The sequence below is a fragment of the Paraburkholderia sp. GAS32 genome, from assembly GCF_050434225.1.
In the GTDB taxonomy this organism is placed as follows: domain Bacteria; phylum Pseudomonadota; class Gammaproteobacteria; order Burkholderiales; family Burkholderiaceae; genus Paraburkholderia; species Paraburkholderia madseniana.
Window position 1 is genome coordinate 1 of the sequence record NZ_JBNPVS010000058.1, and the last position, 22,300, is coordinate 22,300.

Below are 22,300 nucleotides of genomic sequence, written 5' to 3' on the forward strand. Positions count from 1 at the left end.
ACGATTGACGGAACAATCGGTTTCTCTTCTGGGCAACCCAGATGAAACAATCCTCCACGTGACTTCGCACGTCGCACTGCCTCTTCTATACTGGCGCGCATGTCAATCGAGAGAACACCATGAAACGTGTGATCGTCCGGCGATCGTCTGTTCACGGCAGGGGCGTGTTCGCCGCTCGGCCGCTCGCCGCAGGCGAGCGCGTGCTGCAGTACAAGGGTGAAATCACGTCATGGCGCAATGCGGTGCGCCGTCACCGACGCGAAGGCGTTGATGGACATACGTTTCTGTTCGGACTATCGGACGGGACCGTGATCGACGGGAGTCGCGGTGGCAACAGTGCACGCTGGCTCAATCACGCCTGCGCACCGAACTGCGAGACCATCGAGGATCAGGGACGGATATTCATTCACACGCTGCGGACCATCGAGCCGGGCGAAGAACTGTTCATTGAATATCTGCTGGCCATCGACGATCCTTCGGACGAGGAACTTCGGGCGCAATACGCGTGCCGGTGTGCCGCTGCGGGTTGCCGTCAGTCGATGCTGGCGGACGCAGCGTGAACAGGGTGGCGGAAGAGGTACCGGGCAGCGTCGCTATCCCGAAAAGGGCCGAGGTATCGAAGCGGGAGAATGATGGATTTGTCCGGATCGGTGTGGAGGTGGTTTTCCACCTCGATGTGCTGAAGCCATGGATGCCAAAGGCAGATGTATCCGACGATGCTTCTGGCGTAAACATGAAGAAACAGATGTCGCTGGAGCTTGACGATTGGTGGTGACATTGACGCTAGCGCGTATCTCTACAGATGCAGGGGAGCAGCCTTATGCAGAAGCGGAACTTCGCACGAAAGAGAGCAGGGGGAGCGAGTCTGCCGGAACTGCTGGACCGGCTTGAACTGGCACTGACGGGGGCGCCCGCTCGCACGTCCGTCTGTCGGGCGCTGTTGGATCTGAATTGGCGGCTCGGCTCGACCAGCGAGAAAACGGCTGCACGGACCAGTCGATCCGCGTCCTCGCGACGTCGGCGCCAAACCACCGTCGAATCTTTGCCACTGTTTTCGTGAGTGGTGCTCCGACGGGGGATTGGCACGTCCCACTGAATCGGCCAGGAACATCGAGCGGTTTTCGAGCATTTCTGGTTTGTGGGCGTCGCGCAGCGTTCAAGCCCAATGACCGCCCCGGGCGTCGGTCTCATTGTTGCCGAGATAGGTACCGACCAGTTCGCTCATGCGCAGGCCGTCGCAAACGCGAAGTCCCGCACGAGCGCCGGCGTTGCGCCGCCAGTGACTCCAAGCCATAAAACTATCCAGGTTCGCCGGTAATGTCGCGGCGAGCATCTACCCGCGCTCGGCAAAAGTGTGCAACGTGTCGAGCACGGTTCAGCGACCGGTCTCGCGTATTCTGACTCCAGCGAACGGATGGCCAGCTGATAACGGTGCGTCATCAGTCAGCGGAAGATCGCGTCACTCCTGAGTCGCGGTATAGCAACCCGGCGCCGTTTTTGCTGGTGAGGTGCCTTGCCAACAGCGCTTCATTTCTCCCGTGTTCGTATCTAGTCTTCACGCATTGCCGCCGCCATCCACAGCCAGTTGGTAGTGGCCTGATGCCGTGGGCGAAGCATCATGCGATGCATGGCCGCAGCCAGTGAGGATCAGGGATAGCGCAATTGGGATGAGTTTCATATGGCTTTTCCTTGGTGTCCAAAGCGGTGCCGCAAAGAATGTTAGTCGTTGAAATTCTGCAGCGCAGCGTTCAACTGCACGACAAGTCCGGTGATAAGTAGGATCAGGCCGAATGCCTGCGCACGCGATGTAAGCGCTTGAAAGCGCCTTAACCGTGGAAAAAATACCACCGACTCCACGACTCCTAGCACGACGACCGAATAGCACAAAAACGACATGAAGAACTTCACCGTGATCGCGGCGGATGGAAGTGTGTGACCGATGCTCGCACCAATCAGGGCACCGATAGGGGTAACCGTGTGAGCCCAGATGAGCACGCCCACCACCCAATGGACCATGAATGCCTTCATCGCATCGCTTTTTGCGACCATCTCCGACAATACCAGTACGCCAATGAGACCGTAGATGATGCCGGTGATGTTCAAAAGCTTGTACGGAATCAGATCGGACCGACCTGATCAGCTGCGCTTCGCTAGTTGGGCAGCTGTGGTCAATGTGGTTGGCCGATGTTCAACAATTGGCGTGCCGCCGCCCGACGTGGTCGCTCCGGCAGCGGTGGTCGTCGTGTCGCCGGGTTGGCATGGCGACCGTTACTGCGACGGACGCCGCTACTGGGATCGCGACGAATGGGAAGAGCGTCATCGCCATCACGGGCTTGGGCCCGATCACTGTCCGCCGGGACATGCGAAAAAAGGCGAGTGCTGATCAGCGTTTCGAACTGCGGCCGCGAGGAAGGACGTAAGTGCGTTCGAGCGGCTGTGTTCCGGCACCCCCGTTTGCTTAGTGCCCGGCACACATCAAGCGGTCGACTCAACGTGACGCCGCGACGCCGCTCACCCGAGAAACTACACAAGTCAGCAAGGCGATGCTTCACAAGTCAGCAAGGCGATGCGTTTGACTTGAGCGTTGGCGGCGGAACAACTTACACACTGTTACGCGGCGCAGTGAAAATATTCGGCAACGCTTCCTTATACTCCATGCCGAACTTCAACATTGCCCGCTGACATGCGGCGTCAAGATGTCGAGAGCATCATGTACAACACTCAATTTGCCAAACCAATCTTTTACATCGCGCTGTGCGCAGCTTTACCCCTGAGTGGATGCGTGGTTCCTGGCGCAAACATGCCGTACGGTGCGAGTCCGGCGCAGCCTGCCTATGCGCAACCCGCATATGCCCAGCCGGCGTATGTGCAGCCAACCTATCCACAGCCAGTCGATAGCGCAAGCGCCTATGGCAACGCGCCTCCTGCAAGCTCCGGTTACGGACTTCAGTATGGGGTTGTTTCGGGAATTCAGCCTCTCGCCACATCCAATGCGGTGAGCCCGGGCAGTGTAATGGGCACGGTGGTCGGCGCGGTCGTCGGTGGTGTGGTCGGCAACCAGTTTGGCGGCGGGCATGGCCGCGACGTGGCGACCGTAGTGGGTGCGCTCGGCGGCGCGGTGGCCGGAAATCAGATTGGCCGGCAGTACAGCAATGCGGCCCCGAGCGCGTATCGAATCGTTGTTCAACTCAATGACGGATCGTCACGCTCCTTCGACGTGCCCTCACCCGGCGATCTCCGTCCGGGCGACCGCGTGCGGATTGACGGAAACCGGCTGGACCGTTCCTGATCGACCTGCTTGCCGGTATGGCCGGTGCCTGTGCTTCGCCGAGTTTTTTCACTGGCTGGCCAGTCGTTCCGACGCAGCATGCGCCGGCCTGTATTTCCGGACCCCGAAGCATTGTGAGTTGCCCGCGTCTGCATACTCGTTGACTGGCGTGCGCCCGCGCCAGGATCGCATGCTCATATAAATCTGACCGAAATCAGATGGCAGCTAATCCGGCTTCGCTTCTGCGCGCCCGATCTCGCCACCTTGCATATGAGAATCGCCAGAACTTGTAGTTATTCCAATCATTGAATCGCCTTATGGCGTAGAGCGCAATAAATCTGTCACTGGCTGCACCACAGCGCGATGCGGCCAAGTGGAGTCAAGGTGATAGTTTTGCTTCCACTCGGAGTGTTGCTGTTCACAATTGGCGCTAGCCGTGTCAATTGGAGTGGACAAAAATGGTTGTGTCGCGATAAGGTCGACAAGGCAAAAAATATTTTATGATAAGGATTGCTACATCATCAGAGAATAGAACTGGGCGGCAGCTGTTCGTGTGACGCCGTCGTCAATCATCTGACCTTTGCTGATCATGTGCATCGTCTCAATGCCTGACAGGATGATGCGGGCACACCGGAGATCCTTGAATCCCATCATGGGCCTGGTCCGGCGTTTGATCGCCCTATGATCCTGCTCGACGATGTTGTTCAGATACTTGACCTGCCGGACTTTGATTGGCGTTTCCCGCTCCGCGTTGATGGCCTGCAGCGCGGCCCGATTAGCCCCGCTTTTGTCCGTGGTCACGGTCTCAGGCGCGCCGTTTCGAGCGATGGCCTTTTCGAAGTAGCGGCGCGCGGCAGCCTTGTCGCGATGCGCACGCAACAGGAAATCGACCGGGTTACCGGCCTTGTCCACTGCGCGATACAAATACTTCCACTGACCGCGCACCTTGACGTAGGTTTCATCCATCGTCCAGCTCTTGCCGACCGAATGTTTGTGCCGGAGAAAAGCTTTCTCGAACAGCGGTATGAGCTTGATGACCCAGCGATGCACGCTCGAGTGGTCAACCTCAAAGCCGCGCTCGGCCATCATCTCTTCGAGATTGCGAAGGCTTAGCGAGTAGGCCACGTACCACCGCACACACAGCAGGATCACGTCCAGAGGATAGTGCAGTCGCTTCAACACTTTCGGGATCCCTGGCGGTAATGTCTTGCGCGGCGTGTTGCCCGTCATGGCCATCGCGGTCATCTCAAGTTCGATTGCCGAATTTTACATGACCGCCTTAGCGCGACAGAGCCTGGGCACCGCCCAGCGCAGGGCGTTCCGGGACCGGTTGGGGCTTTCCGTCCGGCAACGCTTTGACGAACAGTACAAGCCGCCTCCGCTAGAAGGCGCCTGCTCGATCGAGCTCTATGTTGACGACATGCTTCTGGAAGTACAGGACACTGGAAGTCCTTACCTCTGAGGCAATGCTCAGGGATAAAAGTACGCATTGAGCGCCCACGGTCGCGTGATCAGGCGGCCCATCATAGCCGCGAGTGTATTGGCGACACGGCCGCGAACGTAATGGTCACTTCTTCGTAGCAATGACTGCTATCCACACGGATCCGAACGTGGTCCGCCAAGTGTGCCTCGCAACCGAGAATCTGCCAGGCCGCAATTACCCTCAAGTCCCCTGCCTTTGCGCGCACGGTGAGCCGATAAGGATCGCACTGAATCGCTCTGCTAAGCCAAATTGATCCTGTAACTAGCGCGACAGTCGGGCGATTTTCCATGCAGCACGCCAGTGCCGGGTCTTCCGCCTGCTGTTACCGCATTGTCTGGCTTTTCAGGCGACGCATCGTGCAAGCAAAACGCGTCACGGGGCGCTCGACTCCGAGAGCGCGGGCGATCCATTTCAAGGCATACCGCGCCCGGCCACGCAGGTGCGCCGCTTGCACCCGGCGCCAGAAGCGCTGCGGCACGAATCCGGCAGAACGCGCCTCTTTCTCAAGCAACGCCTTGCCGCCCGGCAGGTGGATGAACGAACAGCCGCGAAACCACCGCAGGTCGCGATAGTTATTACCGGGCCAATGGCGGCCTACCGCCTGGTAAGCACCGACCTCGACAATTCCCTGTCCTTCATCGGCCAGTGCGTTCAGTGTCGCCGAGATAAACGCTTCGTCACCGTGATGCCCCAACCGGTCAATTTCACCGACATATCGCGTGTAAGTGCTGCGCGCGAGCAGCACCAGCCGGCGCAACGCCGCGGGGGTACCCAGCAGAAACTCGCCGCCGTACCAGCGCGGATTCCTGAAGCGCCGGCCCGCGACGATTTCCAGATCCGCGACCACCTTTTCGCTCCCATACGCCGGAAATACCTGATCGGAGATGTCGAACGCGCCGAGACCTGCTTCAGCGCATCGCCCGATCAGCTTCTGCTCGAGTGGCCGCATCGCTACCATATCCGTGTCGAGCAGCAGCAGCATGGTGTCGGCGGGTAACGCGCCGGCGACCTGATCCAGCAGATCCAGTTTGAAATGCGCCGCGTAGAACGGTGTGTCCTTCGACAACTCGATGGTCGCGTTCAACCTCATCAGCGCCGGACGATTCTCCGGCGCCATGCTGTCGAGCCGTCGCGCGACTTCGGCGGGCGCGTTGCTCATGATGGTCAGCGTCGGCATGCCCACCCGTCGCAAACTGTTGTTCAGGCAGATCGCCTGACTCACGTACGACAGAGGGTCGCGATTCGTTGCATTGGGACCGGGGCTCGCATCGAGATCCACATAAACTAGCGTGCAGGGAAATAAGTTCATGTTGCTCCTGAAGGTTCAACACTGCTCTTCTATCCTTCTGGCAGACTCCCGGCTTTTCCGGGCGCTGCCTTCACTGTCCGGTCGTCGCAGCGCGATTACGCGTCACCACAGCGTCTCACACTCCTCCCCCAAGTACACTGTGAGGCAACCCGTCAATCAGGATCTCCAGATTCATCAAACGTCGTTAGTGGAAGCACCCGTAAAGGTGTTCATGGAACGAACCACGCATGGAGCACCCATGACTGCGCGGCAAGATGGTCAACCATCGCGGGTAACGTTTCGCCCGGCGTTCCGGCAAAGACCAGACTGAGTTCCTCGAAACCCGCCTTGCGGTCACAACGTGCGCGGGTCCGTATCAGGTGCGAGGTATACGGCCGAATCAATTGCCACAGCGTGGCGACCCTGAGCTGTCCTGTCGGGCAACGAACTGACAGGGCCCAAAGTCCGTCCGCAAAGCCACCCGAATCGCGGAGGACGCCAGGCACGACGATCAATGCCCGACGATGTCGTGAGGCTGGAGCGTGGTTCATCGCTGGCAGTAACAATTACAAGGATTCGTGGAATCGGAACTTCCCCGGATCGGTGCACGCTTCGTGTTTGTCCGCATCCGCATTATCTGGCCGTCAACGGTCGCGCACTCTACGTTCACTCAGTTTGTTCACGTACGCAACAACCATGCCTGTGACACGTCGACCGAAACGGATATCGGACTGAATTGTGCTGGGCCGCGTCGGTCCTTGCATGGTTCCTTCTCAGGAAACCAGGAAAGCGACAGAGTCCTGTTCCGCCAGATGGCGCACGAGTATGGCTGATGAGAAAACGAATGAGGATCTACACCATACCCGCCAGAGGCATTTGTGACGGACTGCGTAACTACGTGCTATGCGCCCCCTTTCACGCATTCGTCACATAGGAACTGCACAGCCCCTTTGCGTTCACGAGCTTGCCCGCAAAGACCTGACATGGCCCGGTGGCGTCACCTGCCTTGCCCTGAAAGAACTGGCAGCTGGCGCAGGTCTGCCCAGCCTGATATTTCGGGAGCCGCCCCCTGTCGACCCTCGTCGCATCGGTTCTGTAACCGAGTGCCTGCGCGTTGGTGTCTGACTCCAACACCGGACCCGCTTGCGCCGATGCGTGCCGTATAACCGGCCATCCAAGGCAGCAAAACCGCAACAAAAAGATCCTTGTCGACTATATGCGCAGCAATCGCGGTTCGAGCACGATCTCGGCGTTTTCGGCGCACGGGCAGGGCTGGGCGTTTCGGTGCCGCTTGCGTGGAATGAAGTCGAGCACACGACTCACGACCCGTGTTGATCAATGGACCATCGGCAATCTGCGCGAGCGCCTTGACGCGCTTAAGAGCGACCCGTGGGCCGGCTACTCGAAGTGCCGGCAGCGCATCATCGCGGCAATGCGAAAGCGTCTCGATCGATCGGGAAAGAACGATTGAAGGTGTTCGCTCGAAATCTGCCATCGCCGATCGGCAGGCAAGTAGCGACTGAAGGCGCTGCCCGAAATCAGATACGCGTCGCCATAAACGCGGCGTTGCACGGACTTGCCGGAAGGGCTTGGACAAGCGGTGCCGGGGAGGGCGGCGATCCGCCGCTGTACCATCAGAACGTGTCCTTCACAGGCGGCAGCGATGCCGGTCCGCCTGGCCAAGCGTTCGGTGCCTCGCGTCAAGATATAGAGGGCTTGCAGGCAAAGAACTGCCGCTATCGTTGCGTCGAGCCTGCCGTCAGATCCGAAGCCGCGTGATCTTGGTGCCTTCGAGCGACACGCCGGCCATCAAGCCGGCATTGGTTAGCACGAACGCCTGCACCGGTGCGGTTGCGGTCGACGTATCGATATTGCCGTTCGCCCCCACCTTCATCACCGCAACGGTCGCGTCGGCACCGACTGCCCAGCCCTCGCTGTCGCGGAACCGTTCGAGCGCGTCCTGCGTCATGAAGAGGTAGACGATCGACTTGGACTGCCCGCCGATCTGCAGCCCGAACGAGCCGCCGGCCGTGCTGTAGTACCCGGCCGTCTGGCCGCCAACGCGCAACGCGCCTTCTCCGTACTGGCCACCGATCCAGAAGCCGGCCTGGATGACGGATGGAAACACCAGCACGCCACGAGCTTTCGAAACGAGCTCGTGCGAACCGTTGACGGTGGTATAAAGACGCGCGAGCGTCAAGTCGACACCGGCGTTGATGGAATGGCGTTTATCGGCATTGTCTGAAGCCTTCGACGCTGACGTGGTGGTACAGCCAGTGAGCCCGAGGCTGCTTGCCGCGAGCGTGGCACTGGTGGTCAAGATGAACTGTCTTCTGCGCATGATCTTTCTCCTGCATTAGCAAACAGCATTCATGCTGCCCAGGTAAGAGCCCAGCGTGTGGGAAGACCCGCAGCAGCGGCAGTCGGGAAGCCTTACCCAGCACTTTGATGTTTCAGCATCAATCGTGCCGTGTGCATGTGACAGGTGGCCAGCCGCATGACCTGAAGCCGTCAGGACGCCGGCCTCGTCGATTGACGATCGAGCAGATCGAGGCTCGCGGGTACGAGTTCGCGCGGCTAATCTTCGCTGCCGCGCAGCCGGTGATACCAGTTCATCAAGGGCGTGGCCGAGACGCCATGTATTACTACCGACGTCGCGACAACGGCCAATGCGAGCGGCACCAATGGTGCGATGTCCGCAGCGGCGCCGTGCTCGAGCGCGTACGTGAGATAGTAGAAAGAACCGATGCCGCGAATCCCGAACCAGCTCATCAGCCGTCGCAGGGTATGTGTCGCGTTCGATCCCAGCAGCGACAATTCCACCGAGACCGGTCGCACCAGCGCGAACAGCGCGACGGTGAGCGCGACCGTTTGCCATGTGAACAGCGGCACTTGCAGATTGGCGAGCACGTTGCCGACCATCGCCATCACCGCGACTTCGGCGATGCGTTCGAGTTCGATCGTAAAACCGAGCACCGATTCCGTCATATACGCATGCGCTTTGCTCGGATTCGTTGCGGTCGCGTCGATGTCTTCGGAATCGACCGTGCCGATTGCCTTGCGAGGCGAAATTCCCCCGCTCGCGCGATGCTCGACGCGGCGCATTGCGACACCCGCTGCGAACACCGCTAAAAAGCCGTACGTATGTGCGAGTTGGGCAGCGCCGTACGTGAGTTCGATCAGGCCGAGCGCGAAAAATCCTTCGAGGCCGAGTGCCTGCGCATGGCGCGTGCGCAACCATGCAACCGCGTGCGTCGTGACCCAACCGAGCAGCCCGCCGATCGCGATGGCGCCGGCCACGCCCCACACCATGCTGCCCGCGAGCGTGAAGGTCAGCACGTCGCCGGCATTGGCAGCAGGCGCTGCGCATAACGCGAGGCCCAGCATCGCGAAGGGTAGTGCAATGCCGTCGTTCAGGCCACCTTCGCCGGATAGCGCGAAGCGCAGCAGATCGTGGTCGCCAGGATCGTGCACCTGGACGTCGTGAGCCAGCACCGGATCGGTTGGCGCGAGAATCGCCGCGAGCAGCAAAGACGGGCCCCAGCCGAGATGCAACACGAAGACGCCGACGAGCGTCAGTAGTGGAACCGTCGCCAGCATGGCGAGGAAGCCGAGCCGCAGCGGCGCGGTCCAGAGCTTCTCGAGGACTCCTAGCCGCAAGCGCAAACCGATCGCAAACAGCGACACCAGCAGCGCGATTTCCGTGATGGTGCAAAGAAGGTGCGCGTCGGCGGCGATATCGAGGCGCAGCAGACCAATGCCCGGCGACCCGAGCGCGTAACCGGTGGCCAGGTAGAACATCGCAGCGCTACAGGGCAGCCGACGCAAAGTCGTCGCCGCAATGCCTATGAAAACAAGCACAGCACCGACGATGAGAAACCAGAGTGATTCTTCGTGCATGAGCATCCGCTTGAGGCTGGCGCGCGAACATTGCACGCGTTGCCGGTTGAAAGGCGCGCATTCCGCGCGATGCCCGGCCGCGCCTGCGCGTATGGCATCGGACGCTATCGGACCGATGGTGGGCGCGGTGGCGCCTCAAGGCGAACGTCCGAACGCTTCGCGTAATTTGCGCTTGGCCTGTTGCAACGTATCGCGGCGCGTCTTCGGCAAATTTCTGCCCGCGCGGTTGATATAGAAGTTGAGCATCGACATCGCGGACTGGAACGGCGTGCCCTTGCGGCGGCGGCTCTGCGTCGACGAACGTTTGAGCGACTTCGCAATCGACTGCGCGCTGCCGGTTTTGAAAATGTTGTGCTCGATATCCAGCGCGTCACTGGTTTCCATTACGTGATGCGACCATTTCTGTTCACTCTTCGTGGCGCCGTTTTTGACGGTCTTCGCCTTGGCGTGCGCATGCGCTCGCGCATGCCGCTGGCGCGGCGGGCGTCCCGCCTTGCCGCGCGCGACTGGATGTTTCGGTTTGCTGGCGGCCATGGTTTTGCCTCCTTCGTGTGAAGTCGCTTGGCGGAGCGCTTCGTGTGTTTCGCGTGCTCAAAGCGAAACGCGCCGGACATCGCGTTGAAGGATTGCCGGCAGATCACGGTGAGCAAGCCCCGAACCTGAAGCTGTCCGGACCAGCCTGCAACAGCGGCCGGATTACAGTTTCAGGCCGCCGGCCTTCGACGCATCCGACGATCCGGCCGGAATCTCGGCGACGCCCAAATCGTCGCGCCGGTTGAACGGATCGCGTCCCCAATACGGCTCGCTGCCGTAGTACTGATGCACGGAGGTGGCCCATGTCTGATTCGCCATAGAAGGCCAGTGATCCTTATCGAAGCCCGGAGCGTTTTCCACGTGTTCGGCCGTCATCGACAGTACGAAGCATTTTTGTTGCGTATCGAGCGTCAGCGCGCGCCATGGAATGGCCAGCAACTTGTCGCCAATGCCGAGAAAGCCCCCGCTCGATAACAGCGCATACGCGATGCGGCCGGAGCCGACGTCGAGCATGATGTCCTTGATCTCGCCAATGTCTTTGCCGTCACTGCTGAGCACCTTGTTGCCATCGAGGGTCGCTGCTGCCATCACGTCCGGCCCCGGGACCGTCCGCGCTTGCGCTGCCCTTGCCGCCAATGCGTGCGCCTTGGCGCTGGCGCAGGTTGCCTTGCGTCTGTGGCTGGATCGGCATCGGCATGATCTTCCTCCTCTACAGGTTGAGTGTAAGGGTGTCGCAGCAACGGGCGTTCCTTCGGTTGTGCAGCCGCGGGCAACGGTCTAGGAAGGTCGACGCGCCGCGGTACGGCGCGCGTAAAGGATACTGGCTGGTTTGCAATTTTTTCGTATGAATAGATAAGTAAAACTAATGAACGTTTTTGCACGCATTCCTGCGTATGCAGAAGAAACACGTCTTGCGCTGCATCAGGGACGATGCGGCGTTGCGCGTGGTCGGCGTCTCCGCTGCCTGACCGTCTTCGCCGACTTCCGCGGGATCGGGCAACTCGGGCAGATTGTGGCTGTCGTTCGGTGGTGCCTGATCGTCTTCCGATCCCGGTGTGCTGGAGACCTCGTTGGATATCGGCGTGGTTTGCATCGCTTTCACCATAAAGACACTGATGCACGAAGACGACGCACGCCGCGTGCCAATGTTCTCCACGCCCGCATCGTTGCTGTTTCCGAGAGCGCACGCCCGGAAGGCGCCGACCTTGCTTGATCACTGGTGACAGCAACAACAGTTGCGTCGCAAGCGTTGAATGCCGCATTTACCCTACGGAGACGTCGAGTAAGGAGAGATCTTGAAAAAGCTAACCAAAAAAGCACGGCCAAACAATTACTGATGGTGATGGCGCTCGTATTGTTGACGGCCGTAGGCGGCTGCAAGCCCTCCTCTAGCGACAACGCCGGCGCCGCATTGGGCAGCAGCGGCGTGATGGGCGGTCACGCGGCGACCGGCAGCACCGCTGACACGAGTAGCGGCGCAGCGGGTGCAGCCGATAAGGCGAGCATGCCCGCCGCAGCCGCCGCGCAATCGGGCGCGAGCCAATGACCTTGGTCCGGCGCCGATTTGCGGTAGGGCGGTCTGGGTTGAAATGCCTCATGACCAGGCAGACGCAGGAGCGGCAATATAGGCAGGTTGAGGAGGTGGACAGGCGCGGACATACTGCTCCGGCTGTATCGGTGCAATCTATGCATGCCGCTCGGTTCTCGCGACGGTGGGAACAAGCGCGTGCGCTTGCATCGCGGAGATGCAATCATGGACTCAAAAATCCATTACCAGATGAATATCTGTGGCGGCGATTTCACGCATGTCAGAGAATGCTTCCGTGACTGGAAATCGCAGCCACTCGTGTATCGCTGGAACCAGCGGACGTGCGAGGGAAAACAGGAAGTGCGTCCACTGTCCGGACGTGTGTTCAACGACGGCGAGGTCGCGCACCGGGCGCTCGAGCGCGTTTGCGGACCGAGCGATCCCTACGCGCTCGCCGCCGAGATTCACGGCGGCGAGCGCGACCTGTGGCTAGTGATGGCAGCGTTCGAAGAAGAAGCTTGAGGCGGCCCGCGCGCCGCATCTTCTCTGCTCGCAGCCCGTAATCGACGTGTTCAACGAGGCCGCCTCGCCGCGCGCGAGGACGCCGCCTGGCCTGCATTGACCGCACGGCGAGATGTTAGCGAGCTGGATCTGCCAGTGGGTTTCGCAACGGTTGCCTTGCGCACCGTACGCGACTTCTTCAGCAACGTTGTCAGCGAGCCTTCGATGCCGCCGGTCACCGCCGAGTCGCGCGTCTTGCGACCCCTGGCGTCTGCTTGACGCGCGAGCTTCGCGGCACGCTTGTCCGCCTGCGCGAGCAGCACGGCAAACGCCGCTTCATCCACTTTCAGACCGCGACGCGCCTGGCCGGGCGGCAGGTCCTGCAATTCATCCGCCTCGAATGCGCTGATCACGGCCGGATGTATGTAGCAGCGCCGGCATACCGCCGGCGTATTGCGCAACAGCGTCGCGACGTCCTTCACTGTCGCGACGAAGTGCCGGCGTGCTTCCGCCGCGCTGTTGCAAATCAGCCGCCGCAGCGCGGCGAGTGCATAGACGCTGCCCGCCCAGGTCCGGTAGTCCTTCGCGCTGAAATCCCCACCGGTCGCGCGGCGCAGGTAGTCGTTGATGTCCGCCGAGCCGACAGTGCGGCGCGTGCCGTCTTCGTCAAGATACTGGAACAGATCGTGGCCCGGCAATTCGGCGCAGCGCCGCACGATGCGCCTGACGCGCGGATGGTGCACAGTGACATCGTGCTCGATACCGCTCTTGCCGCGGAACTTCAGGCGCACCTGGTCCGCTTCAATCTTCACATGCTTTTTGCGCAGCGTCGTCAGGCCGTACGACTGGTTATCGCGCGCGTATTCGACACTGCCGACACGGATGAGCGTCGTGTCAAGCAGCTGCACGATTGCGGCGATGACCTTGTCGCACGGCATGCCCGGTAACTTCAGGTCGCATGCGACGCGCCTGCGGATCTTCGGCAGCGCGCGGCCGAACGCGGCCATGCGCTCGTATTTGTTGGCGTCGCGTGAGTCGCGCCAGCGCGCGTGATAGCGGTATTGCTTGCGGCCGCGCGCGTCACGGCCGGTTGCCTGCAAATGACCGCGGGCGTCGGGGCAAATCCATACGTCCTCGTACGCCGGTGGAATTGCCAATGCGGCGATGCGATCAATTTCGCTTGCATCGTCGATGCGTTGGCCGCTCACGTCGAAGTATGCGAAGCCATCTTTTTCGCGCCTGCGCGTGTAGCCGGGCCTGGTGTCGTCCGAATGCCGCAGACCGGGCGGCATCGCGGCAGGGGCAGCTTGCTGGGCGATGTCGTCAGTGCGGCGCTGGGTCGGGTCGGTCGTGGCAGCCATCGTTGCAGGTAGAAGTTTCAAGCGGGAGGCGCGGGTTGCGCCGATGTCTCGCTGGAAGCAAAGGCGGTGCCCGGTGCGCGTGCCGGGCACCGCAGGATGCACGGGCGGACCAGTCCCGCCGATTGCTCGCCGTGGGCAATGGACAAACGAAGGAGAGCGTCACGAGCAGCACGCGGAATCCCGACGAGGAGCCGCGACAGCAAGTGAAGCAAACCGGCGGCACAACAGGTGCGCGCGGTCCGGGCGATTCGTCCGAAAAGCGGCAGCGATGTTGTCGGCGCGAAGCGTCATGACTTCGATGTCGATTTCGAACTGGACAACCAAGCGCTCGACACTGGCGATACGGATCTCGGCAGTGACACGGACCATTCAGGCACAGGCGAGCGGGCTGCGGCCGACAGCGATCCGGGGCTGGTCCACGACGCCGACATTGAACCAGATCGAATCGTCGACTCATTGGCAACTGACGATGACGACCTCGACGAGGACCCGACGGGTCGCCAAGACTGTGCCCGCCAGGCATCCGGCGCCTCGCTTTCCGCGCGCTTTTGCCTGGGCATATCTTTTGCTGGCTAAGCAGGCAAGCGAAGGGAACATGCGGTGTCAGGCGCCCGCTCCCTGCATCTAGGTTGAAGGAGAAAACGCATGGCTAAAACGCTGAAAGCTCGCAAGGTGGCGATACTCGCCGTCGACGGCTTCGAACAGGCCGAACTGGTCGAACCGAAACGCGCGCTCGCCGAGGCTGGCGCAACGGTCCACGTCATATCAGCGAAGCCTGGCAAGATCCAGGGTTTCAATCATCTCGAGAAGGGTGACACCATCGAGGTCGATTCGACCTTCGACGAGGCCACTGCAAACGACTACGACGCCTTGGTACTGCCGGGTGGTGTGGTGAACGGCGACGCCATCCGTTTGCTGCCGCAGGCACAGGCTTTCGTTAAGGCCGCTGACAGCGCAATGAAACCGATCGCCGTGATCTGCCACGGCACGTGGCTGCCAGTGTCGGCAGGGATCATCAACGGGCGCACGGTAACGAGCTGGCCGAGTTTGCAAGACGATATTCGCAATGCGGGTGGCACCTGGGTGGACCAGGAGGTAGTCGAGAACGGCAATCTGATTACCAGCCGCAAACCTGACGATATTCCAGCTTTCACCAAGACACTGATTGCGCAATTGTCAAAGCGCAAGGCTGGCTAAGCGAAGCTTGATTGCACGAGGCGTGCAGACGTTCTGTTAAATGCTGCACCTCGTCGTTCAGCCTGAGTCCGTGATATGTCCACCAAGGAGAAAATGCATGAAATTCCGGTATTCCCTGCAAATGATGACGCTTGCGCTGGGGCTGGGGCTGGGCGCAGCGTTGATCGGCGCTGCGTACGCGCAAGCGAGTGACGCACCCGCGAACGATGCGCCGATGAGCGGCACGAAGCTCTCGCCGGCAGACCAGCAGTTCGTGCAGGATGCCTCACAGTCCGACGCCACCGAGATCGCGTCAAGCAAAATCGCGCTCAGGAATTCGAGTGATCCGCACGTCAAGACATTCGCACAGCAAATGATCGTTGACCATACGAAACTTTCGCACGGCGTGGCCGCTCTCGCCACGAAGAAGGGGCTGGCCACGGCGCAGTCCGCCGATTCAGCACTGGTCGGCAAACTGCAGACGCTCAAGGGCCGCGAATTCGATCAGGCCTACGTCGAACAGATCGGGGTAGAAGCGCATCAACGAGCGGTTGACCTGTTCCAGCAGGAGAGCCAGAGCGGCACTGACGCGCAACTGAAGGCCGCAGCCACTCACGCATTGCCGACAATCAAACATCAACTCGCGATGGCGCAGAAACTCGCCGGCGCAGTGAAGGGTCCATCATGAACGTGATGCTGCTGCGGCTGGCCTATGAGGATTCCCTTATGCACATTACTTTTCCCGACGACCGCGCGGTCTTCGACGGCGCGAATCTGACAGTGCGCTTTGTGGCGTACATCGATGGCGAGCCGGTTGAGTGCACGATAACCGCCGAGGCACTGGAAGATCATTTTGGCGCAGATTCCGCGCTGGAACCCGCCTTGATGGCCGCCTTCGACAACGGCCGCAATCGCATCCGTTCGGTTTGCGCGGAAGCGCTCGGCCAGAACGACGGAGAAAGCGTTGTGCTACATAGCGGACTGTTCAGAGTGGAAGGCATGGAACCCGATCGCGGCACCACGGCATAGTCCGCATCGGCTATTCAAGGATGAAAGCAGGCCATATGTCACCCATCGTCGCAGCGCGCTTTACGAGATCTCCCGCTGCTGAGGACGCGGCGCAATGGCTCTTCAACGGGGGTCTTGTCGAAGAGGACGCCACCCTGTTTTTCGTCAATTCGAGCGGCCAGCATGTCACGATTGGTGCGGTGGTGGAAGCAGTCGTCGGCGTTGCGATCTTCGCGGCGTTTTTGTCGCCGCTTCCCGTGTCGCTCATCGCGGCCGGGGTCGGGGCGTATGTCGGGTCGTTGGTCGGCGCGATGTCGCGCACTCTCGAAGCCGGGAAGCCCGGGCATTGGGTGTCCTACTATGAAGAAATCCGGGACTCCGGTGTGCTGGTCGCCGTCCACGTGTCGCCGGACAATCAGCTGGATGCCGCACGGGTGCTGCGCGACACGGCAGGCGCGACGATCGAACGTGCGACCGGCCGTTGGCAGCAAGGGCGGTGGGCCGACTTCGATCCGCGCAAGCGGCCGGAGCCGCTCAGCGAATTCAACGAGAAACGCCCTTGATTTAAGGGCGCTTTTCGCTGAAGTTTTCAGCGAGGCGGACGACAGGACGGCCCTGCATTTGTCGAGCCGCCAATCGGGCGACGTGTTCCGGGCACGCCGCAGGCGGATTCTTCGTCCACACGCTCCGGCCGATCGGGGCCGGTGAAGAACTGTTTATTGAATATCTGCTGGCTGATGACGATCCTCTGGATGTGGTTTTCCATCCCGACGTGCTGAAGCCACCGTTGCCAAAGGGCGTTGCATCCGACGGTGCTCCTGGCGTAAGCGCGAGGAAATAGATGTCGCTGGATCCTGACGATTGGCGGTGACGTCGACGCCAGCGCGTATCGTCGACACATACAGGGGAGTGGCCTTATGCAGAAGCGGAAGTTCGCAAGAAAAAGTGCAGGGGAAGTGAATCTGCCGGAACTACTGGACCGGTTTGAACTGGCACTGACGGGGACGCCCGCGCGCACGTCCGTCTGTCGAGCGCTGTCGGATCTGAACCGGAGGCTCGGCCAGCGAGAAAATTGCTGCAGCGCCTAGTCGATTCACGTCCCCCCGCGACGTCGGCGCCAAACCGTCGTCGAATCCTGCCGCTGTTTTCTTAGGTTCTGCCAGAAGACGCCCACTCGGTCACTAATTGAGATTCCTAACTACAGCGACGATCGTCAACAATCGACAAGCGATAGGCGTAGATAAAAGGGACGCAGTCGCTCCCGGCTTCTATTTCTCGACCCTCAGGGCAAGCGAGTCCATCAGGTCCGCAAAGAAGCTAGCCAGAGCGAACGTGTTGTAGAGCCCGGGCTATCTCTACAACGAGCTGATGCTGTTGATACGGTTTGCGCAGTCTTGGGATGTCCACGCTTGTCCCTGGGGGTAGATCGGCATAGCCCGTGGCGAGGAGAATCGGGAGGTTCGGTCGCAATTCACGTGCAGCGATGGCCAACTGCACTCCGGTCATCTTTGGCATCGAGTAGTCGGTAATGAGGAGATCCACCTTCTGCCCGTTCTTCAGTACTTCGAGTGCATTTGCGCCGGAGTCCGCTTCAATGACCTCGTGCCCTAAGTCCTCAAGCAGGCACGCCGTGCTTGTTGCAACCAAGGCGTCGTCATCTACAACGAGGATGGTGGCATGTACCGAATCGATAGCGCTGTCTTGAGGCTTGGGTTCTGCCAGCGATGGCGCAATCGGATCGTGTGACGTAACGGGAAGCCATAATGTTGCCCGGGTGCCACGACCCAGTTCACTTTCCAGCCGTAGTGAACCGTTCAATTGCAACGCAAGTCCGTGAATCATCGAAAGGCCCAGCCCAGTTCCCTTACCGAGTTCCTTGGTCGTAAAGAAGGGCTCCGTCGCCTTCGCGAGCGTCGCTGCGTCCATGCCTTTTCCCGTGTCGCTAACGGTGACACGCAAGTAGTCACCGGCTGCAAGCTCGTCTCGCCCGGCCGATTTGGCCACGTCAATGCTAATCAATAATGTGCCGCCGTCTGGCATCGCGTCGCGGGCGTTGACGACAAGATTGAGCAACGCGAGTTCGATCTGGTTAGCGTCCACCAAGGTAAGCGGCAACGCTTCAGGTAGGTCGAGTCTGAGTTCTATCTGCGATCCGATCGACCGTTCCAGCAAATCAGTTATCCCGCGAATCAGATGAGAGAGGTGCGTCGGTTCAATCCTGAGGTCCTGTTGCCGTGCGAATGCCAGAAGACGTTGCGTCAGGGCGGCGCCCCGTTGGGTCCCCTTAAGGGCGCCGTCGATCAAACGCCCCGTCTTCAGATCGTCCGGAATCTGCTTGCGCAACAGTTCAAGATTGCCCATCACCGCCATCAGCAGGTTGTTGAAGTCGTGGGCCACACCTCCGGTGATCTGACCCATCATCTCCATTTTTTGAACCTGGCGCAGAAGTTCTTCTGTGCGCTCACGTTGCCGGATCTCATCCAGGACAACCTGGTGGGCACGTTCGAGTTCCGCGGTCCGCTCGGCAACCTTCGCTTCAAGCGTCTCGTTGAGACGACGCAGGCTGTCTTCAGCGGTTTTGCGTACGGTGACATCGGATGCCACGCCGACAAGCCGCATTTCGCTCCGTGACCCGTCGCGTACCAATCGGGCCCGAAGTTCAGCCCAATGCAGGGTTGCATCGGGCCAGACGGTGCGGCATTCAATCGCGAAATCGCAGCCTGTTTCGTAGCTCTCGCCCATGGCGTTCCGCACCTGGTCACGATCGTCGGGATGGATGCTCGCGACGAGTTGCCCATACGAGAAATCCGCGTTCTGTACACGTCCGAAGACGGCCTTGCAGGTGGCCGACGTGATAAGGCCGGAGGTCAGGAGATCCAACTCCCACGAACCCAGTTGGCCAGCAGTGAGCGCGGTGTGCAGGCGCGCCTCGCCCTCATGTAACTCTTCAATGCGGGACCGGGCCTCAAACTGTCGAAACCGGCCGCGCAATGCGGTGCCTACCACGCTGATAAATGTCGTTGGGTGAAACGGACGCTCGAGAAAGGTCACGTTCCCGAGCATCGTCGATAGCTCAGCGAGTCGTGTATCTCCATCCGGCGTGCCCCGACGCTGGGTCAGCACGATGAACGGGAAATCTGACCATGGGGGTTGTGCTGCAACCCAAGCCGCTAGCGCACGGAGGTCACCGCCGCGCAGCGCCTCTTCGGTTACGACCGCGCAACTGATCTCGTCGCTCAGCATGGCAGAGAAACGCACAAGGTCTGGGCATACAATCGCTTCCGCTCGCGCTTCTCGCAGAAGGGCAAGCGCGACGGAGGCGTCCCGCCCTGCTGGCGTGAACACCAATGCTGGGCAGAGGTTGCGGTCAGTCGGGTTCATTGCCGGTTGCACCCGGGGTCAGCAGCGGTCCGGTATTGCCGACAAAAGTCGGCACGCCGCGCAGCACCCCCTGAAAATCGTCCAGAGGTGCGCCAAGGATCAGGCCGGTCTGGCCGATGCGAAACTCCCGGATGGATTCTTCGTGGTGGCCGGTGCGTTTCTTGATGATGGAGACCGCGCGTCGCACCCGGCCCAAGGCCTCGAAATAACGCAGCAGGATGACTGTATCCGCGAGATAAGTCACATCCACCGGCGCCTTCATATCGCCGACCAGGCCGTGCTGCGCCACGGTCAGAAAGGTTGTCGCGCCTTGCCTGTTCAGATATTGGAGTAACTCATGAATATGCAGCACCAGCGCGTTTTCCTGGGGCATCGCAGCCTGGTAGCCGTTCAGGCTGTCGATGACCACGGTTCTTGCCTGCGCATGGTCGACGCGCGCACGTACACGATGAGCGAACTCACCAGGAGACAGTTCCGCGGCATCAACCTGCTCGATAAGGAGGTTGCCCGCGTCGCGCATCGCTTCCAGATCAAAACCCATTGAGAGGGTTCGGTTAAACAGCAGGCCGAGTTCCTCGTCAAAGACGAATAGCGCCGCTTTCTCACCTCGTGCGACCGCTGCGGCAAGAAACTGGAGCACGAAGGTGCTCTTGCCTGTGCCGGCTGGTCCAAGAACCAGCGTGCTGGACCCTTTCTCCACGCCACCGCCAAGGAGTGCGTCCAGTTCGGCGACACCGCTGGCTATCTGCCGGCGCTCGAACTTCGTCCGATATTCTGACGCGACGAGGCGCGGGAACACTGAAATGCCGCCCTTCTTGATCGAGAAGTCGTGATAACCGCCGCGAATCACGTGGCCGCGGTACTTCGCGACTCTGAGCCTGCGTCGCTCGGCTCCGTAGTCAGGCGCGAGCTCTTCAAGCTTGATAACACCGTGGGCGACGCTATGAACGATTTTATCCGCGGCGTCCGAGGTCAGATCATCGAGCAGCAGGACCGTCGCACCATGGCGCGAAAAGTAATGCTTGAATGCGAGAACCTGGCGACGATATCGCAACGAGCTTTGAGCGAGCAGACGTATTTCCGACAAACTATCGAGGACCACGCGCTTTGGTTTCACCCGTTCGAAAGCGCCCAGAATCAGTTTGGTGGTCTCTCCAAGTTCGAGGTCGGAGGAATACAACAGGCTTTGCTGCTGGTCGGCGTCAAGCAGGCTTTCCGGCGGCACGACCTCGAACACCTCGATTTTATCGTTCAGACTCCAGCCGTGAGAAGCTGCACCGTTGCGCAGTTCCTGTTCTGTTTCGGACAACGTGATGTAAAGACCTTGCTCGCCGGCCTCCGCGCCCGCCAGCAGGAAACGCAGAGCGATAGTGGTTTTTCCGGTCCCAGGTTCGCCTTCGAGCAGGAAAAGATTTCCTTGCGTCAGGCCTCCGGTCAGAACGTCGTCTAAACCCGGCACGCCGGTTCGGGCCATGGGTCTCGTGCCTGTGATTCCTGTCTCAGCGTCCATCGAGCGCTCCCAGTTCCTTCATGATTTTGTGGGGTAGGGTGCGTCTTGGAATTCGGCGCAGAGCGTCCGCTAGCGAAACGTGAGCTCGCTGGAGGTCGTACTCGCACTGAATACGCAGCCAGAAGACGGGGGTAAGCCGGCGAGCGCCCCGAGGCGCGTGGCCATCTCCGGGGTGATCGCAGTGCTGCCGTCGAGGATTCGGTGCAACGTTTGGCGCGAAATTCCGAGATCACGAGCGGCCTGGCTCACCGAAAGCGTCAAGCCGGGTAAAACATGGTCGCGCAGGAGCCTACCCGGGTGGGGTGTTTCGACAAGGCGTGACGACCCTTTCGCGACCGCGGCTTTCATATCGCGCTGTAAACCCTCGTGTGACACTCTGCTCAGAATATCACAACGTTTTGCCGTAACTGGCGAGCTATCCATGCGTCACCGTCAATCTGCAAAACCGGACACACGAGGCCCCGGAAGTCCGCATTCGGCCGGCAGAAAAGCGTTCGTCGCGCTGATTACCAGATTGTGCCGAATCGACAGTCAAGCAGATGAGCCTATCTGGGACGCGTCATGCTGCCGTTCTTTCAACCGGTCGGGTGGACAGCGTCAAGCAGGACGTCCGGCTTACCGACAAACATCTTGGCCGGTCGGCCGAGGTGATTGTCGCTGTTTAGTTGGCCATGGTGTGCCGCCTCGCATTCGGCGGAGCGGAGGCAGTCCGCATCGGAACCGACTGGCGCCTACACGTCATCGTCATGGATATTTCAATGCCGGAGAGAATGGCTTCCAGACTGCGATGGCGCTGCGCCGGGATCAACGCACAAGCGCATTGTCGCAGTAGCCACATCGACGATGGAAAAGCTGGAGCTGTTGCTTGAGCATTGGAAGCCTCGCGAGGTACTGATCGACACGCGTCTGTGTAAGGCGGACGACTTCCGGTTTGTTCGGGATGCTGCCAGCGATACAGCCTTTAGCGGTGTCGTCATGGTCGAGATGACTAACATCTGACCCGACGAGTCACCGACCAATATGAAGCGGATGGGCTTTGACGGCCTGTGTAAAAGGCCGTGTCCGGTTTGGAAGCTTGCGGATGTCCTTGATCAGCATTTTCGACCGCCTTAGGATTGCCGCTAATGGAAGGAGTTGCCGGCCAAAAATATTCTTCCACACTTTTGGTCATGAAGAGACAAGCGTGCGGCCCCGCCGGATGGCTGATCAACGAGTCCGCTGCAGTCGTTCAGCGTAATCCATGTCGGACGTACCGAGTTTCGGGCGAAATCCGCGCGAGACCGGGCGAGTCATTGAAAGCCGGTTCTCCAGCGTGTGCCGGGAATTAAGCCCTTGTAGTGGCTACAAGCCGGTACGGAACGC

The 22,300-nt window shown here is 60.3% G+C and carries 27 protein-coding genes and 3 pseudogenes; 14 read left to right on the plus strand and 16 right to left on the minus strand.

Annotation, left to right across the window (positions count from 1 at the left end; translation table 11 throughout):
- Positions 1–119: 119 nt before the first annotated feature.
- Entirely contained in the window at positions 120–560 is a 441-nt protein-coding gene (locus tag P3T25_RS41605; RefSeq protein WP_429363044.1) for an SET domain-containing protein, read from the plus strand.
- Positions 557–775: a hypothetical protein gene (locus tag P3T25_RS41610; RefSeq protein WP_429363046.1), complete on the plus strand. Its 219-nt coding sequence runs from the start codon at positions 557–559 to the stop codon at positions 773–775. Before P3T25_RS41605 ends, P3T25_RS41610 begins: the two co-directional genes overlap by 4 nt.
- A gap of 381 nt (positions 776–1,156) precedes the next feature.
- Here P3T25_RS41610 and P3T25_RS41615 read toward each other — a convergent pair whose 3' ends face one another.
- From P3T25_RS41615 to P3T25_RS41625, 3 genes are all read right to left on the minus strand, one after another.
- Complete coding sequence (locus P3T25_RS41615) at positions 1,157–1,294, minus strand: hypothetical protein (RefSeq protein ID WP_429363048.1); 138 nt, start codon at positions 1,292–1,294, stop codon at positions 1,157–1,159.
- A gap of 261 nt (positions 1,295–1,555) precedes the next feature.
- Complete coding sequence (locus tag P3T25_RS41620; RefSeq protein WP_429363050.1) at positions 1,556–1,678, minus strand: hypothetical protein; 123 nt, start codon at positions 1,676–1,678, stop codon at positions 1,556–1,558.
- 41 nt (positions 1,679–1,719) lie between these two features.
- Positions 1,720–2,103 carry a hypothetical protein gene (locus tag P3T25_RS41625; RefSeq protein WP_429363052.1) on the minus strand — a complete coding sequence of 128 codons (384 nt, stop codon included), beginning with the start codon at positions 2,101–2,103 and terminating at the stop codon, positions 1,720–1,722.
- On the opposite strand from P3T25_RS41625, the gene P3T25_RS41630 reads away from it, so the two are divergent.
- Together P3T25_RS41630 and P3T25_RS41635 are read left to right on the plus strand one after the other, a co-directional pair.
- Positions 2,096–2,383 (plus strand): hypothetical protein, encoded by a 288-nt coding sequence (locus P3T25_RS41630; RefSeq protein ID WP_429363121.1) that lies wholly within the window; start codon positions 2,096–2,098, stop codon positions 2,381–2,383. The genes P3T25_RS41625 and P3T25_RS41630 overlap by 8 nt on opposite strands.
- Positions 2,384–2,710: 327 nt before the next feature.
- Positions 2,711–3,289, plus strand: coding sequence for a glycine zipper 2TM domain-containing protein (locus P3T25_RS41635; RefSeq protein WP_266258829.1), 579 nt, complete (start codon positions 2,711–2,713; stop codon positions 3,287–3,289).
- Between the two features lie 492 nt (positions 3,290–3,781).
- Here the strand turns inward: P3T25_RS41635 and P3T25_RS41640 are convergent, their stop codons facing one another.
- Positions 3,782–4,504: an IS6 family transposase gene (locus P3T25_RS41640; RefSeq protein ID WP_429363123.1), complete on the minus strand. Its 723-nt coding sequence runs from the start codon at positions 4,502–4,504 to the stop codon at positions 3,782–3,784.
- Between P3T25_RS41640 and P3T25_RS41645 the strand changes: the two genes are divergently transcribed.
- Positions 4,497–4,730, plus strand: coding sequence for a hypothetical protein (locus P3T25_RS41645; protein ID WP_429363054.1), 234 nt, complete (start codon positions 4,497–4,499; stop codon positions 4,728–4,730). The genes P3T25_RS41640 and P3T25_RS41645 overlap by 8 nt on opposite strands.
- A gap of 343 nt (positions 4,731–5,073) precedes the next feature.
- Here the strand turns inward: P3T25_RS41645 and P3T25_RS41650 are convergent, their stop codons facing one another.
- The gene (locus P3T25_RS41650; protein WP_171927236.1) at positions 5,074–6,060 is read right to left on the minus strand and encodes a hypothetical protein; all 987 of its coding nucleotides are present in this window, start codon (positions 6,058–6,060) and stop codon (positions 5,074–5,076) included.
- Between the two features lie 894 nt (positions 6,061–6,954).
- Positions 6,955–7,173 (minus strand): high-potential iron-sulfur protein, encoded by a 219-nt coding sequence (locus P3T25_RS41655; protein ID WP_429363056.1) that lies wholly within the window; start codon positions 7,171–7,173, stop codon positions 6,955–6,957.
- Between the two features lie 49 nt (positions 7,174–7,222).
- Between P3T25_RS41655 and P3T25_RS41660 the strand changes: the two are divergent.
- Positions 7,223–7,510 (plus strand): annotated as a pseudogene (locus tag P3T25_RS41660) (hypothetical protein); the annotation flags it as partial.
- A 288-nt stretch (positions 7,511–7,798) separates the two neighbouring features.
- Here P3T25_RS41660 and P3T25_RS41665 read toward each other — a convergent pair.
- From P3T25_RS41665 to P3T25_RS41685, 5 genes and pseudogenes are all read right to left on the minus strand, one after another.
- Positions 7,799–8,380: a BPSL1445 family SYLF domain-containing lipoprotein gene (locus tag P3T25_RS41665; protein ID WP_429363058.1), complete on the minus strand. Its 582-nt coding sequence runs from the start codon at positions 8,378–8,380 to the stop codon at positions 7,799–7,801.
- A gap of 236 nt (positions 8,381–8,616) precedes the next feature.
- Positions 8,617–9,939, minus strand: coding sequence for a cation:proton antiporter (locus P3T25_RS41670; protein WP_429363060.1), 1,323 nt, complete (start codon positions 9,937–9,939; stop codon positions 8,617–8,619).
- Positions 9,940–10,074: 135 nt separating this feature from the next.
- Positions 10,075–10,473: a DUF3175 domain-containing protein gene (locus P3T25_RS41675; RefSeq protein WP_429363062.1), complete on the minus strand. Its 399-nt coding sequence runs from the start codon at positions 10,471–10,473 to the stop codon at positions 10,075–10,077.
- Positions 10,474–10,635: 162 nt separating this feature from the next.
- Positions 10,636–11,164, minus strand: a pseudogene (locus tag P3T25_RS41680) (PRC-barrel domain-containing protein).
- A gap of 171 nt (positions 11,165–11,335) precedes the next feature.
- Positions 11,336–11,566: a hypothetical protein gene (locus tag P3T25_RS41685; RefSeq protein WP_154566218.1), complete on the minus strand. Its 231-nt coding sequence runs from the start codon at positions 11,564–11,566 to the stop codon at positions 11,336–11,338.
- Between the two features lie 261 nt (positions 11,567–11,827).
- Between P3T25_RS41685 and P3T25_RS41690 the strand changes: the two genes are divergently transcribed.
- Both P3T25_RS41690 and P3T25_RS41695 read left to right on the plus strand, forming a co-directional pair.
- The gene (locus tag P3T25_RS41690) at positions 11,828–12,019 is read left to right on the plus strand and encodes a hypothetical protein (protein ID WP_429363065.1); all 192 of its coding nucleotides are present in this window, start codon (positions 11,828–11,830) and stop codon (positions 12,017–12,019) included.
- Positions 12,020–12,226: 207 nt separating this feature from the next.
- Positions 12,227–12,523, plus strand: coding sequence for a hypothetical protein (locus P3T25_RS41695; RefSeq protein ID WP_429363067.1), 297 nt, complete (start codon positions 12,227–12,229; stop codon positions 12,521–12,523).
- 50 nt (positions 12,524–12,573) lie between these two features.
- Here P3T25_RS41695 and P3T25_RS41700 read toward each other — a convergent pair whose 3' ends face one another.
- Positions 12,574–13,863: a DNA topoisomerase IB gene (locus P3T25_RS41700; protein WP_429363125.1), complete on the minus strand. Its 1,290-nt coding sequence runs from the start codon at positions 13,861–13,863 to the stop codon at positions 12,574–12,576.
- A gap of 131 nt (positions 13,864–13,994) precedes the next feature.
- Between P3T25_RS41700 and P3T25_RS41705 the strand changes: the two are divergent.
- From P3T25_RS41705 to P3T25_RS41725, 5 genes and pseudogenes are all read left to right on the plus strand, one after another.
- Positions 13,995–14,439 (plus strand): annotated as a pseudogene (locus P3T25_RS41705) (chemotaxis protein).
- Between the two features lie 69 nt (positions 14,440–14,508).
- Positions 14,509–15,060, plus strand: a complete 552-nt coding sequence (locus P3T25_RS41710) for a type 1 glutamine amidotransferase domain-containing protein (RefSeq protein WP_429363069.1) — start codon at positions 14,509–14,511, stop codon at positions 15,058–15,060.
- 97 nt (positions 15,061–15,157) lie between these two features.
- Positions 15,158–15,727, plus strand: a complete 570-nt coding sequence (locus P3T25_RS41715; RefSeq protein WP_429363071.1) for a DUF4142 domain-containing protein — start codon at positions 15,158–15,160, stop codon at positions 15,725–15,727.
- A complete protein-coding gene (locus tag P3T25_RS41720) occupies positions 15,724–16,068 on the plus strand; it encodes a DUF1488 domain-containing protein (RefSeq protein WP_154566213.1) in 345 nt (114 codons plus the stop codon). The genes P3T25_RS41715 and P3T25_RS41720 overlap by 4 nt, the downstream gene beginning before the upstream one ends.
- Before the next feature lie 35 nt (positions 16,069–16,103).
- Positions 16,104–16,610: a hypothetical protein gene (locus P3T25_RS41725; protein ID WP_429363073.1), complete on the plus strand. Its 507-nt coding sequence runs from the start codon at positions 16,104–16,106 to the stop codon at positions 16,608–16,610.
- Positions 16,611–16,636: 26 nt separating this feature from the next.
- Here the strand turns inward: P3T25_RS41725 and P3T25_RS41730 are convergent, their stop codons facing one another.
- The 4 genes from P3T25_RS41730 to P3T25_RS41745 all read right to left on the minus strand — a co-directional run bounded on the left by P3T25_RS41730 (position 16,637) and on the right by P3T25_RS41745 (position 21,361).
- Complete coding sequence (locus P3T25_RS41730; protein ID WP_429363075.1) at positions 16,637–16,813, minus strand: hypothetical protein; 177 nt, start codon at positions 16,811–16,813, stop codon at positions 16,637–16,639.
- Between the two features lie 551 nt (positions 16,814–17,364).
- Entirely contained in the window at positions 17,365–19,428 is a 2,064-nt protein-coding gene (locus P3T25_RS41735; RefSeq protein WP_171927244.1) for a hybrid sensor histidine kinase/response regulator, read from the minus strand.
- Positions 19,415–20,902 (minus strand): ATPase domain-containing protein, encoded by a 1,488-nt coding sequence (locus tag P3T25_RS41740; RefSeq protein ID WP_216674273.1) that lies wholly within the window; start codon positions 20,900–20,902, stop codon positions 19,415–19,417. The genes P3T25_RS41735 and P3T25_RS41740 overlap by 14 nt, the downstream gene beginning before the upstream one ends.
- A 105-nt stretch (positions 20,903–21,007) precedes the next feature.
- The gene (locus P3T25_RS41745; RefSeq protein ID WP_429363078.1) at positions 21,008–21,361 is read right to left on the minus strand and encodes a HigA family addiction module antitoxin; all 354 of its coding nucleotides are present in this window, start codon (positions 21,359–21,361) and stop codon (positions 21,008–21,010) included.
- Positions 21,362–21,781: 420 nt separating this feature from the next.
- Here P3T25_RS41745 and P3T25_RS41750 point away from each other — a divergent pair, with 420 nt between their 5' ends.
- Positions 21,782–21,937: a hypothetical protein gene (locus P3T25_RS41750; RefSeq protein WP_174825350.1), complete on the plus strand. Its 156-nt coding sequence runs from the start codon at positions 21,782–21,784 to the stop codon at positions 21,935–21,937.
- Positions 21,938–22,300: the final 363 nt, after the last annotated feature.

Excerpts from the sequence above, each read along its gene's own strand:
- P3T25_RS41605 (WP_429363044.1), top strand. The coding sequence starts at position 120 with ATGAAACGTGTGATCGTCCGGCGATCGTCTGTTCACGGCAGGGGCGTG.
- P3T25_RS41615 (WP_429363048.1), bottom strand. The coding sequence starts at position 1,294 with ATGGCTTGGAGTCACTGGCGGCGCAACGCCGGCGCTCGTGCGGGACTT.
- P3T25_RS41620 (WP_429363050.1), bottom strand. The coding sequence starts at position 1,678 with ATGAAACTCATCCCAATTGCGCTATCCCTGATCCTCACTGGCTGCGGC.
- P3T25_RS41630 (WP_429363121.1), top strand. The coding sequence starts at position 2,096 with ATGTTCAAAAGCTTGTACGGAATCAGATCGGACCGACCTGATCAGCTG.
- P3T25_RS41635 (WP_266258829.1), top strand. The coding sequence starts at position 2,711 with ATGTACAACACTCAATTTGCCAAACCAATCTTTTACATCGCGCTGTGC.
- P3T25_RS41645 (WP_429363054.1), top strand. The coding sequence starts at position 4,497 with ATGGCCATCGCGGTCATCTCAAGTTCGATTGCCGAATTTTACATGACC.
- P3T25_RS41640 (WP_429363123.1), bottom strand. The coding sequence starts at position 4,504 with ATGGCCATGACGGGCAACACGCCGCGCAAGACATTACCGCCAGGGATC.
- P3T25_RS41650 (WP_171927236.1), bottom strand. The coding sequence starts at position 6,060 with ATGAACTTATTTCCCTGCACGCTAGTTTATGTGGATCTCGATGCGAGC.
- P3T25_RS41665 (WP_429363058.1), bottom strand. The coding sequence starts at position 8,380 with ATGCGCAGAAGACAGTTCATCTTGACCACCAGTGCCACGCTCGCGGCA.
- P3T25_RS41670 (WP_429363060.1), bottom strand. The coding sequence starts at position 9,939 with ATGCACGAAGAATCACTCTGGTTTCTCATCGTCGGTGCTGTGCTTGTT.
- P3T25_RS41675 (WP_429363062.1), bottom strand. The coding sequence starts at position 10,473 with ATGGCCGCCAGCAAACCGAAACATCCAGTCGCGCGCGGCAAGGCGGGA.
- P3T25_RS41685 (WP_154566218.1), bottom strand. The coding sequence starts at position 11,566 with ATGCAAACCACGCCGATATCCAACGAGGTCTCCAGCACACCGGGATCG.
- P3T25_RS41695 (WP_429363067.1), top strand. The coding sequence starts at position 12,227 with ATGGACTCAAAAATCCATTACCAGATGAATATCTGTGGCGGCGATTTC.
- P3T25_RS41700 (WP_429363125.1), bottom strand. The coding sequence starts at position 13,863 with ATGGCTGCCACGACCGACCCGACCCAGCGCCGCACTGACGACATCGCC.
- P3T25_RS41710 (WP_429363069.1), top strand. The coding sequence starts at position 14,509 with ATGGCTAAAACGCTGAAAGCTCGCAAGGTGGCGATACTCGCCGTCGAC.
- P3T25_RS41715 (WP_429363071.1), top strand. The coding sequence starts at position 15,158 with ATGAAATTCCGGTATTCCCTGCAAATGATGACGCTTGCGCTGGGGCTG.
- P3T25_RS41720 (WP_154566213.1), top strand. The coding sequence starts at position 15,724 with ATGAACGTGATGCTGCTGCGGCTGGCCTATGAGGATTCCCTTATGCAC.
- P3T25_RS41725 (WP_429363073.1), top strand. The coding sequence starts at position 16,104 with ATGTCACCCATCGTCGCAGCGCGCTTTACGAGATCTCCCGCTGCTGAG.
- P3T25_RS41730 (WP_429363075.1), bottom strand. The coding sequence starts at position 16,813 with ATGGAAAACCACATCCAGAGGATCGTCATCAGCCAGCAGATATTCAAT.
- P3T25_RS41735 (WP_171927244.1), bottom strand. The coding sequence starts at position 19,428 with ATGAACCCGACTGACCGCAACCTCTGCCCAGCATTGGTGTTCACGCCA.
- P3T25_RS41740 (WP_216674273.1), bottom strand. The coding sequence starts at position 20,902 with ATGGCCCGAACCGGCGTGCCGGGTTTAGACGACGTTCTGACCGGAGGC.
- P3T25_RS41745 (WP_429363078.1), bottom strand. The coding sequence starts at position 21,361 with ATGGATAGCTCGCCAGTTACGGCAAAACGTTGTGATATTCTGAGCAGA.
- P3T25_RS41750 (WP_174825350.1), top strand. The coding sequence starts at position 21,782 with ATGGAAAAGCTGGAGCTGTTGCTTGAGCATTGGAAGCCTCGCGAGGTA.